At 70.5% G+C, this 9,796-nt stretch carries 11 protein-coding genes, 1 tRNA gene and 1 other RNA gene; 5 read left to right on the forward strand and 8 right to left on the reverse strand.

Going from position 1 to position 9,796, the window contains the following annotated elements:
* Nucleotides 1-334, reverse strand: a 334-nt coding sequence (locus tag ACILRF_RS11580) for an N-formylglutamate amidohydrolase (protein ID WP_395673043.1), incomplete at its 3' end; no start/stop codon positions are given.
* Nucleotides 335-438: 104 nt separating this feature from the next.
* On the opposite strand from ACILRF_RS11580, the gene cpdR reads away from it, so the two are divergent.
* The 4 genes from cpdR to ACILRF_RS11600 all read left to right on the forward strand — a co-directional run bounded on the left by cpdR (nucleotide 439) and on the right by ACILRF_RS11600 (nucleotide 2,583).
* The gene (gene cpdR, locus ACILRF_RS11585) at nucleotides 439-795 is read left to right on the forward strand and encodes a cell cycle two-component system response regulator CpdR (protein ID WP_395673023.1); all 357 of its coding nucleotides are present in this window, start codon (nucleotides 439-441) and stop codon (nucleotides 793-795) included.
* Between the two features lie 68 nt (nucleotides 796-863).
* A tRNA-Val gene (locus ACILRF_RS11590) sits at nucleotides 864-938 on the forward strand.
* A gap of 278 nt (nucleotides 939-1,216) precedes the next feature.
* Nucleotides 1,217-1,693, forward strand: a complete 477-nt coding sequence (locus ACILRF_RS11595; protein WP_395673025.1) for a MarR family winged helix-turn-helix transcriptional regulator — start codon at nucleotides 1,217-1,219, stop codon at nucleotides 1,691-1,693.
* Between the two features lie 83 nt (nucleotides 1,694-1,776).
* Nucleotides 1,777-2,583 (forward strand): hypothetical protein, encoded by an 807-nt coding sequence (locus tag ACILRF_RS11600; protein WP_395673027.1) that lies wholly within the window; start codon nucleotides 1,777-1,779, stop codon nucleotides 2,581-2,583.
* 7 nt (nucleotides 2,584-2,590) lie between these two features.
* Here the strand turns inward: ACILRF_RS11600 and ACILRF_RS11605 are convergent, their stop codons facing one another.
* From ACILRF_RS11605 to ACILRF_RS11635, 7 genes are all read right to left on the reverse strand, one after another.
* The gene (locus ACILRF_RS11605; RefSeq protein WP_395673029.1) at nucleotides 2,591-3,481 is read right to left on the reverse strand and encodes an RDD family protein; all 891 of its coding nucleotides are present in this window, start codon (nucleotides 3,479-3,481) and stop codon (nucleotides 2,591-2,593) included.
* The gene (locus ACILRF_RS11610; RefSeq protein ID WP_395673031.1) at nucleotides 3,478-4,473 is read right to left on the reverse strand and encodes a stage II sporulation protein M; all 996 of its coding nucleotides are present in this window, start codon (nucleotides 4,471-4,473) and stop codon (nucleotides 3,478-3,480) included. Before ACILRF_RS11610 ends, ACILRF_RS11605 begins: the two co-directional genes overlap by 4 nt.
* A complete protein-coding gene (locus tag ACILRF_RS11615) occupies nucleotides 4,473-5,774 on the reverse strand; it encodes a DUF58 domain-containing protein (protein WP_395673033.1) in 1,302 nt (433 codons plus the stop codon). Before ACILRF_RS11615 ends, ACILRF_RS11610 begins: the two co-directional genes overlap by 1 nt.
* Before the next feature lie 5 nt (nucleotides 5,775-5,779).
* A complete protein-coding gene (locus tag ACILRF_RS11620; RefSeq protein ID WP_395673035.1) occupies nucleotides 5,780-6,736 on the reverse strand; it encodes an AAA family ATPase in 957 nt (318 codons plus the stop codon).
* Nucleotides 6,723-7,928, reverse strand: coding sequence for a hypothetical protein (locus ACILRF_RS11625; RefSeq protein WP_395673037.1), 1,206 nt, complete (start codon nucleotides 7,926-7,928; stop codon nucleotides 6,723-6,725). The genes ACILRF_RS11620 and ACILRF_RS11625 overlap by 14 nt, the downstream gene beginning before the upstream one ends.
* Nucleotides 7,925-8,536: a DUF4129 domain-containing protein gene (locus ACILRF_RS11630; RefSeq protein ID WP_395673039.1), complete on the reverse strand. Its 612-nt coding sequence runs from the start codon at nucleotides 8,534-8,536 to the stop codon at nucleotides 7,925-7,927. Before ACILRF_RS11630 ends, ACILRF_RS11625 begins: the two co-directional genes overlap by 4 nt.
* Before the next feature lie 160 nt (nucleotides 8,537-8,696).
* On the reverse strand, nucleotides 8,697-9,482 hold the full coding sequence (locus ACILRF_RS11635) for an SDR family NAD(P)-dependent oxidoreductase (RefSeq protein WP_395673041.1): 786 nt from the start codon (nucleotides 9,480-9,482) through the stop codon (nucleotides 8,697-8,699).
* Between the two features lie 146 nt (nucleotides 9,483-9,628).
* On the opposite strand from ACILRF_RS11635, the gene ffs reads away from it, so the two are divergent.
* Nucleotides 9,629-9,727: signal recognition particle sRNA small type (ffs, locus tag ACILRF_RS11640), an RNA gene on the forward strand.
* Nucleotides 9,728-9,796 lie beyond the last annotated feature (69 nt).

The raw sequence follows: 9,796 nt of genomic DNA on the forward strand, positions 1-9,796 counted from the left end.
ACATGTTGGCGTCGAGTTCGAACGGCTCGCGGTTGAGGTCGATGTAGGCGCGGGCGAACCGGGCGGTGATCAGCGGCACGCCGAGATCGACGGCGCCGGCGATCAGGTCGTCGACGAAGGCGTCCTCAGACCGGCGGATGCTGACCGCATCGAGCTGGGCGGCGGCCATCATGTCGTCGGGATAGAGCCGGCCGGAGTGCGGCGAGGCGAACACCAGGGGCGTCGGCGGCGGGTCGCCCTGCGCGCCCGCCCGGCGGATGTCGAACGCGGGCTCCACGATGAGGTCCTCGGGCTCGGCGGCGGGCTCGGCGATGGTGGGCTCCCAGGCCTTCATGCGGCGCAATAGACGCGCAAGCCCTCCGCCGGTCAAAGGTTCATCGCGGGTTTACCGTTCCCTCGCTAGGCTGGGGGCTTAACCTTGAAGACGACGCCCGCCCCATGCCCCGCATCCTCCTCGCCGAAGACGACGACTCGCTGCGCGGCTTCCTGGCCCGCGCGCTCGAGCGGGCCGGCTACGACGTGGTCGCCTGCGCCGATGGCGACGAGGCGGCGGCTATCCTCGACCAGGACTGGGACCTGTTGCTGACCGACATCGTCATGCCGGGCATGGACGGCATCGAGGTGGCGCGGCGGGCCGCGGCGCGGCATCCCGGCCTGCGCATCATGTTCATTACGGGCTTCGCCGCGGTCGCGTTGGCGGCCGGCGAGGCGGCGCCTCCTGGGGCCAAGGTGCTGTCGAAACCCATTCACCTTCGCGAGATCGTCTCCGAGGTGGAGCGGATGATCGCCGCCTGACACCGATCCGGGTGCTTGCACAGACGTTCGGCCATCGTTATATCCCCGCCTTCCCGAATAGACGGTACGGACGCGTAGCTCAGCGGGAGAGCACCTCGTTGACATCGAGGGGGTCACAGGTTCAATCCCTGTCGCGTCCACCATCTCCCTGAAAAACCAGATCTAAACCGCGGCGGCGTCTCGCCGCGCGGGTCCGCGCGCCGCCGCCATGGCGGACATTCTGCACCAGTGGGGGGCAGACGTACGGCTCGCCCGCGCCTCGATCCGCACGCTGGACCGCCGTCCTGGACGGCCTGGCCCGCGCTTGATCTGGAATAGGGGGAATCGCCGATAGTCGCGATCGAGCGGACTAGTTGACGAGGCGAGACGTTTCGGAAAGGAAACATGCTGCCGCTTCGCCGGCTTTGCCCGAAAGGCTCCGATGCCCCCTTCCACGACGAACGTTGCACCCGCCGCGGAAGATTTCGAGGTCGAGCTGGGGGTTCTCAACGAGCTGATCGGGTTCCGCTTCCGGCGGATCCACAACCATCTCTCCCGCGGCTTCAACGAGCTCGCTCCCGAGGCCAAACCAGGAACCTTCAGCGCCCTGGCGCTGATCGGCGCCAACCCGGGAGTGTCCCAGACGACCCTGTCCCGTGAGGTCGGGTTCGACAAGGCGACCATCGTCTCGATCCTCGACGGGCTGGAGCGGCTCGGTTGGGCCGAGCGCCGCCGCTCGCCGTCCGACCGGCGGCGTCATGCGCTCTACATCACCCGAGAGGGCCAGAAGGCGCTCGACCGGCTGCATGACCACGCCCGGCGCAACGAAGCGCCGATCCGCCAGGCGCTGACGGAGGAAGAGCAAACGCAGTTCTTCCGTATTCTCGACAAGATGTATGCGGCCTGCTTCCCGGGCTGAGGTCCCGAGACCTCCACTGCACCTCGTCGACAGGTTGCGTAGGCCGTGATTACCTCTCCGGCGGGACTTTGGAGGGGAGAGCGATGAGCGACGCGGCGGCCGCTGGCGGCGGCAAGATCGATATCGGCAGGGTGATCAAGGAAACGTTTGCGGTGGTGGGCCGCAACTTCAAAGCGTTCTTCACGGTCGCCTTGATCCTGGCCGGGCTACCCGGCGGCCTGACGGCTTTGCTCCAGCTCCTCGTCGTTCCGAAAACTCCGGGTGCGACCTTCGAGCCATCGCACCTGATCTGGTTGCCCCTGGTCGTGCTGGTAAGCGTCGTCGGCGCCGTTGTGCTTCAGGCTGTCCTGGTCCACGCCACCGTGAAGGATCGCGAAGGCGTTCGCCCGGCGATCGGCGAAAGCCTGTCCATCGGGCTGCGGGCCTTTTGGCCGCTCGTCGGCCTCGGAATTCTTTCGGCTATCGGCTGTGTGCTCGGCTTCATGTTGCTGGTCGTTCCCGGGATCATCCTGGTCTGCGCCTGGTGCGTCGCCGCGCCGGCGTTGATCACCGAAGACACAGGCGTCGTCGGAGCGTTGAAACGCAGCGCTGCGCTGACCCGCGGCAATCGCTGGCGCATCTTCGGGCTTGGGATCGTCGTTCTGCTCATCGTGATGGGGGTCAGCCTGGCGATCGGACTGGTGAGCGGGCTGGCCGTCGCCGCGGCGGTCATTGGTGGCGGTGGCGGCGGCGACGGGCTGGTGGTTCAGGGGCTCAGCCTCCTCTTCAACATCATCGTTCAGACCCTCAGCACCATGCTTGGCGCAGCCGGTTCGGCGGTGCTGTTCGTGGAACTGCGGGAGAAGCGCGAAGGGCGCGGATCAGAGAGACTGAGCGAAGTTTTCGCCTGAGGATCGCCTAGGGTCGGTCGAACTTGTCGCGGCGGCGGCGGCCGAGCAGGACGCCGGCCTCCAGCCGGCCGCGCAGGCCGGCGTAATAGGCGTTGAGGAAGGTCCGGTCGGGAATGTCGGACGGGCCCTCCCAGGCGATCTTGGCCTTGATGCGCTGGGCGACCTCGCTCAGCGCCGGACGGGCGTTGGCGCGCAGGACCTCTTCCAGCACGTGCAGTTCCTTGATCCCGTAGGCGTCGAGCTGCGCCGGGGTGAAGGTCAGACCCGTCGCGGCGGTGCGATCGGTGTCAGCGAGGTCAGCCTGAAGAAGCCGCTTCGGCGCTTTCACCACCAGGGTGCCGGCCGCGAGGTCGCCCAGCCGCCGGCGGTCGCGGTTGAACAGCGGGAACAGCACGAAAACCGCGCTCCACAGGCCGCCCAGCGCGATCAGCGCGCCGTCGACGCCCTGGCCCTCGGCGCCGAGAAAAGACAGCGGCAGTAAGATCTCGATCTCGCGCATGGCGTTGCGGGCGAACACCGCATCGGAGGTCAGGCGGCCGCCGGTGGCGCTGACGACGCGCAGTCCCATGACGCGCTTGCCTGGCGTCGCCGCCCGCGGCCGCATCTCGAAGGCCATGAAGTAGAAGTTGCGTAGCAGGAAGGTCCCGAGCAGCCACAGGACGGCCAGCGCCTGGTTCAGCATCGGCAGCCGGCCGAAGCCCCAGACGAAGGCCGCGCCGATCGTCACTAGGATCAGGGCCCCGAGCATCAGCCCAAGGTCGATGGCCAGGGCCGCGATCCGCTCGCCGTAAGAAGCGATCCGCAGGCGCAGGTCGACGCCCTCCGGCGTCACCAGTCCGCGTATGGTCTCGCCGGCGGGCTGGGGCGCGAGGGCCTGTTTGGCGGCGCGCGGGCTCATCGCCGGGCCCGCCGCGGCCAGTAGAAGTAGGCCGTCCAAGCCAGCCCGGTGATGAGGGCTATCGCGTATCGCACGAGGTCGGCCCGGAGGAGTTGGCGGGCGAAGCCTTCGAGAAGACCGGCGACCAGCAGCATCACCACGACGCCGGCCATGGCGGTAGCGGCCCGCCGGCCGGTCTCGGCGGCCGCGTCGATGCGGCTGCGGGCGCCCGGGAAGACCACCGCCCAGCCGATCGACAGACCCGCGCCGCCGGCGATGGCGATGGCGAAGAGCTCCGTCGCGCCGTGGACAAGCAGCCAGCCGCCGAGCTCGAACCCGAGCCCATGGCGGGCGAACACCGCCAGCATCGCACCCAGCACCGCCCCGTTGAACACCATCAGTCCGGCGGTCGGCAGGCAGAGCGCGAAGCCGAGAGCAAACGCGAACAGGGCGACTTGGGCGTTGTGGGTGAAGAGGAAGGTGGCGAAAACCGACAGGCCGTCCTTGGCGTCGGGCCGGGCGTAGAGCGTCTCGCGCAGCCCGGCGGCGGAGGTTGTCGGATCGCGCCCCTGCGACATCTGCGGGTCGACGAAGGCGTTGAACCAGTCGGGATCGGCGCGGACAAGCACGAAGGCGACGACGGCGCCAACAACCATCAGCAGGGTCGAGACCACGGTCGGGCGCCATAGGTCGCGCACCGCGGCCGGCCAGTCGTGCAGGAAGAAAGCCGCCAGCCGTTCGCCCAGCCGCGTTCGCGTGCCGTAGACGAAGAAATAGGCCCGGGTGCAGAGGCTCTCGAGATAGGAGATCAGGCTCTGGTCGAGCGAGATCGCCCGGGCCACCGACAGCGACGACAGAGCCTGGCGGTAGAGCACCGGCATGGCCAGCAGCTCGTCTTTGCTCAGCTTGGAAGGTCCGCGCGCCTCGGCCTTCTCCAGCAGGCGCTCAAGCCGCCGCCAGTCGGCCTCGCGCTCGGCCCGGAAACGGCGGCTCTTCAACTGCAGTTCGGCCATCAGAGCCGTCCCCGCCGCTTGGCGTCGAGGTAGGTGTTGAGCAAGGCCATGGGCAAGCCGTCAGCCGGCGCGTCGACGATCTCGACGCCCAGCCGCTTCAGCCGCGTAACCACCGCCTCGCGCTGGCGCAGCAGCTCGCCGGCGATGACCGCGCGGGTGACGTCGTCGGCCTCGGAGGGCTCGCGTTCGACCAGGGCCTCAAGGTCGTCGTCGCGGAAGGCGACGAACAGCACCAGGTGGGTGTGGGTTAGCCGGGCGACATTCTCCACCATCAGCTCGGCGCTGGTCGGATCGGCGAAGTCGGTGAACACCACGACCATCGCCCGCCGGTCGAGGCGGCCGGAGAGGGCGGTCAGCCCGAGGGTGAAGTTGGTCTCCTCGGCGGAATAGTCGAGGCCGGCCGCCAGCCGCTGCAGCAGGGGAAAGGCGGCGGCCCCTGCGGTCATGCCGCTGGCCAGCCGCGGCCTGGCGTCGAAGGCGAAGAGACCGACACGGTCGCCGAGCTTCAGCGACACGAAGGCGAGCAGCAGAGCGGCGTGGATCGCCCGGTCGATGCGCGGCAGGCCGCCGGCCGGGGCGCTCATCAGCCGGCCGGTGTCGAGGGCCAGGACGATGTGGTGGTTGCGCTCGGTGCGATGCTCGCGTCCGACCAGCTTCAGCCGCCGGGCGCTCGACTTCCAGTCGATGTCGCCGAGATCCATGCCGGTGGTGAAGTCCTTGAGCGCGTGGAAGTCCGAGCCCTCGCCGGTCTCCAGCAGCGGCTTGGCGCCGAGCGCCGCATCCCGCGTGAAGAGCCGCAGCGCCTGGTCCTTCACGCCGGCGATGTCGGGGGTGACGGCGACCTCGGGGCCGTCCTGCCGTTTCTGCAGCCAGACGAGGCCAAGCGGGCCGGTCCAACGCGCCCAGGCGCTTTCGATTCGGCCTGTCCCGCGCCGCTGCGGCGTCAGGACAAGCTCAACGGCGGCGTTGCGCCCCCGCGTTCGCTCCGGGCTGACCGCCAGCCGCTCGTCGCCGCCGGCCGCGAGTTCGATCCGACGCGGCGCGGCGCCCGGGAACCGCGCCGCCAGCCGGGCCGCCGCGGTCCGGCCGACGCCGACCACGCGGGGCGCAACGATCTCCATTTCGACGCGGCGCGGCGAAGGCGCGATCAGCGCGTCGGCCAGCATCAGCGCCGCGACCAGGGCGATCCAGCCGCCGGCCGCCGCCCACATCCCGGGCGCCACCAGGGCGAGGCCGAGGGCGAGCGGGGCGCCCGCCGCCATCAGCAGGATGGCCCGCCGGCTGGGATAGAGGGCGATCATCGGGCTCAGCGCGGCGCGGCGGCCTGTTCGACCAGCCCGGCGATCACTTCATCGGCCCGCCGCCCGTCGATCTCGGCGGCCGGCGACAGGATTACGCGGTGGCGCAGGGCCGGCAGAGCCAGAGCCTTGACGTCGTCGGGGATCGCATAGTCGCGGCCGTCCAGGGCCGCCCGGGCCCGGGCCGCCAGGGCCAGCTGCGCGGCGCTGCGCGGCGAGGCGCCGGCCTGCAGGTCCGGGCTCTCGCGCGTCGAGCGCACCAGGGTGAGGACGTAGTCGACGATCTCGTCCGTCAGCTTCACGCCGGCCACCGCCCCGCGGGCGGCGGTCAGGGCCTTTGCGGTCACCACCGGCTTCAGGTCGAGGTCGGCGGGATCGGCGTGGCCGCTCTGCTGGCCATAGGCGGCGACGATGCGGCGCTCCTCCTCCAGGCTCGGATAGGCGAGAACGTGCTTGAACAGGAAGCGGTCGAGCTGGGCTTCCGGCAGAGGATAGGTGCCCTGCTGCTCCAGCGGGTTCTGGGTCGCGACGACCATGAACCGCTCGCTCAACTGCCGGGTCTTGCCGTCTATGGTGACGCGGCGCTCCTGCATGGCTTCCAGCAGCGCAGCCTGGGTCTTGGGCGGGGTGCGGTTCACCTCGTCGGCCAGCAGCAGCTCGCAGAAGATCGGCCCTTCGGTAAGCGAGAAGGTGCTGGTCTGGAAGTTGAAGACGTTGGTCCCGATGATGTCGGCGGGCATCAGGTCCGGCGTGAACTGGATGCGACCGAAGTCCAGCGCCAGGGTGCGGGCGAAACTCTGGGCCAGGAACGTCTTGGCGACGCCGGGCGGCCCTTCCAGCAGCACGTGGCCGCGGGCGAACAGCGCCGTCAGCAAGAGGTCGACGGTCTCGGTCTGGCCGATGATCGCCTTGGCGACCTCGGCCCGCACCTGCTCGGCCAACGCCTTCACGTCAGCGATGGTCACGCGTCATCTCCGATCTCCAGTGGAACAGCTTGCGGCCGACGCTCAGGACGTCGTGCCGCGATTTGGCGGCGGCGGCCTCGGCGGCCAGCTCCGATGGCGGTGTCGTGCCTCGGCGGCGGGCCAGCTCCTCGAGCCACGCGGCGTCGGCGTGGGCCCCGAGATTGTTGGCGATCCGTGTACGGACGAGGTCGGCATAGGCGGGCGCGAACTCGCCCTCCTTGCGTGCCATGCGCACCAGCCCGGCGGAGTTCTCGACCAGCGCCGCGGCGCCGGGCGCGAAGGCGCGGCCGCCGCGACGCACCGGGCCGAAGTTCGCCAGGGCGTGCAGCACCATCAGCACCGCGGCGGCCAGGGCGCACAGGGTCGCCGCCAGCCACGGCGGGGTCAGCAGAGTGCGGCCGATCCCGCGCTCGCGCGCATAGCCGGTCAGCGTGACGTCGAAGAGGATCGGCCGGCCGGCGCGTGCGGCCTCCAGGATGGCAGCCCCGCCCCGGGCGTTGCCGATGTCGGCGAGGCCCTGGTTGTTGAGCAGATCGGGCTCGGCCAGCACCCAGACGTCCGGTCGCTTCGTCGCTGCGGCCAGGACGCTGCGGCCCTGTGCGTCGACCAGCAGCGGCGTCCATCCCGGCCCGGTGATGGTTTGCAGCCGGTCGATGGGTCCCAGGGCTAGGTCGGTTCCGGCGAACGATCCGCCGACCCCGAGCAGGCGGGGTCGCGTTCGCCCCGCACCCTGTTGCGTCAGGGTTCCGGGGGCGTAGGGCGCAAGAACGTCGCTCCATCGCTTCCCGTCCTGCAGCAGGCCGATCTTGCGGACGACGCCGGGGCGCAGCGGTTCCGGCGCCGTCTGCCATTTCGGCAGGACGATCAGCGTCCGCCACGCCTTCGGCATGGCGGTAAGGTCCTCGGGGCGGGAGCCGGCGTCGGCGGTGAGCACCAAGAGGGCGTCGGCGGCGTTGGGCGTCTTCGTCTGGCTGACCACGACCGGCGCGCCCACCGCCTTCATCAGGATCGGAACGCCGGCATAGCCGATCGCCGCTCGCGACAGGGCATGGGGCCGCGGATCCTGGCCGCCGCGGAACTCGCCGGCGAAGGCGCCGAGCACCGCCAGGGCGGCCAGGGCGACGATGCCGACCAGCGTCAGGACGATGATCGTCCGTCCACGGAACGGTGGCGTGACCTCCGCGCCGCTCATCGCCAGGCGTCCGCAAAGGCGAAGGCCTCGTAGTCGGCGCGGGCTCCGGCGAAGGCGGCGGCGTCGAGCGTCTGGCGACCGAAGAAGCTCGCCTCCACGACCCGCGCCAGGCGCGAGAAGGCGTCCCGGGGCGTCGGCGGGATCTCGGCGAGGCCGGCGATGTCGCGGCTGGTCAGAGACGGGCGAACTAGGCCGGGGCGGCGCGCCGCAAGGTCCTCGATACTGCGGAACAGCAGCAGGTGGACGGCCTCGGCATGGCGACCTTGCGCCGCCAGTCGGTCGGCGTCGGCCAGCAGGCCGCGCGCGGCTTGGGCGTCCGGCCGCCAGTCGGTGGCGATGGCGGGCGTGCGCTTGCCCTGGCGGGCCGGCAGGAACTCCCGCACGATCAGCCAGACGACGCAGGCCAATCCGAGGGCGAGCGCGCCCCAGAAGACGTAGGCGAGGGCCGGGCCAAGGGCGACGAGCAGCTTGACCAGCGGCTCCAGCCAGCCCGGAGGCGGTTCGGGCGGCGGCGCAGCGGCGAAGTCGAACTGGATGCCCGGCGTGTCGCGAAGCGCCGCATGGGCCTTGGCCAGCCTTGCTTCGAACCCGCCGTCCGTCGACGTCATGCCCGCCCCAAACATCCGCCGGCTGTGCAGGCCGGCGTCCGCTGCGCGCCATGCCTTGGCCTTACTTCGGGTTGTAGATCACGAAGTACTTCGCGTAGCCAGGGGCCGTCCGACGACCGCTCCGGCCGGGGACCGCCGATCAAGTCTCCCCTATGGCCGATCAGTAGATCGTGTAGCCGCCGTCGAGCACCAGGGCGTCGCCGGTGTGGAACCGCGAAGCGTCGGAAGCCAGGTAGACAGCCACCCCGGCGAAGTCCTCCGGCTCGCCCCAGCGGCGCAGCGGCACGCGGCCGATCACCTGCGTGTTGAACTTGTCCCAGCCCTGGGCGGCCGCCGTCATGTCCGAGCGCACCCAGCCCGGCAGCACGGCGTTGGCGCGGACGCCGTGGCGCGCATATTCCACCGCCACGCCGCGGACCAGCGCCAGGACGGCGCTCTTGGTGGCGGCATAGGCCTGGTTCTTCGGCGCGCCATGGATCGCCGAGGTCGACGAGGTGGCCATCAGCGAGCCGCCGGGATCGCCGGCCTCCGCCCGCTGCTTCATGTGCCGGGCGGTCTCGCGGAAGGTCCAGAAGACGGCGTCGAGGTTGACGGTCGTCACCCGTCGCCACTGTTCGGTGGTCAGCTCGTCGAACGGCGCGCCGCCGCCGCCGCCGATCCCGGCGTTGGCGGCGCAGAAGTCCAGCCGCCCGAAGCGCTCGATGCTTTCGGCCACGCCGCGCACCACCGCCGCTTCGTCGGAGACGTCGACGGAAAGCACGGCGGCCTCGACGCCATGGCTTTTCAGGCGCGCCTCGGCGTCGGCGTTCTTCTGTGGATTCTGGCCCCAGACGACCACCCGCGCCCCGGCCTGAGCCAGCCCCTCGGCCATGCCAAGGCCGATGCCGCCGTTGCCGCCGGTGACCAGCGCCACCTTCCCGGTCAGATCGAAAGGTTTGAACGCCATGGATTTGCTCTCCCCGTGTCCTGCGGTCCCGTCTGGGCGGGCTTCCCGGCGGACTAAGGCATTTACGTTGCGTCCGGCAACCGCGGCGGGGCGCCGATCGGCTCCGCGCGGGTTGCGCCGGCGGTCGCCAGCGGCGATATAGGGCGCGGAGATCGGCGACGGGCGGACGCCTCGCCAACCCGGTCAGGTCCGGAAGGAAGCAGCCGTAACGAGTTTCGCTCCGGGTCGTTGTCCGGTCTCCACCCTTCCTCTTCAAGAATCCGATGGCCGACCAAGACCCCCCGTTCGACGTCGACGCGCCTGACCGCGAGGTC

This window comes from Phenylobacterium sp., from assembly GCF_044236515.1.
GTDB lineage: Bacteria > Pseudomonadota > Alphaproteobacteria > Caulobacterales > Caulobacteraceae > Phenylobacterium.

What these genes read in the sequence shown, in the direction of transcription:
- cpdR (WP_395673023.1), top strand. Translation starts at nt 439, where the DNA reads ATGCCCCGCATCCTCCTCGCCGAAGACGACGACTCGCTGCGCGGCTTC.
- ACILRF_RS11595 (WP_395673025.1), top strand. Translation starts at nt 1,217, where the DNA reads ATGCCCCCTTCCACGACGAACGTTGCACCCGCCGCGGAAGATTTCGAG.
- ACILRF_RS11600 (WP_395673027.1), top strand. Translation starts at nt 1,777, where the DNA reads ATGAGCGACGCGGCGGCCGCTGGCGGCGGCAAGATCGATATCGGCAGG.
- ACILRF_RS11605 (WP_395673029.1), bottom strand. Translation starts at nt 3,481, where the DNA reads ATGAGCCCGCGCGCCGCCAAACAGGCCCTCGCGCCCCAGCCCGCCGGC.
- ACILRF_RS11610 (WP_395673031.1), bottom strand. Translation starts at nt 4,473, where the DNA reads ATGGCCGAACTGCAGTTGAAGAGCCGCCGTTTCCGGGCCGAGCGCGAG.
- ACILRF_RS11615 (WP_395673033.1), bottom strand. Translation starts at nt 5,774, where the DNA reads ATGATCGCCCTCTATCCCAGCCGGCGGGCCATCCTGCTGATGGCGGCG.
- ACILRF_RS11625 (WP_395673037.1), bottom strand. Translation starts at nt 7,928, where the DNA reads ATGAGCGGCGCGGAGGTCACGCCACCGTTCCGTGGACGGACGATCATC.
- ACILRF_RS11630 (WP_395673039.1), bottom strand. Translation starts at nt 8,536, where the DNA reads ATGACGTCGACGGACGGCGGGTTCGAAGCAAGGCTGGCCAAGGCCCAT.
- ACILRF_RS11635 (WP_395673041.1), bottom strand. Translation starts at nt 9,482, where the DNA reads ATGGCGTTCAAACCTTTCGATCTGACCGGGAAGGTGGCGCTGGTCACC.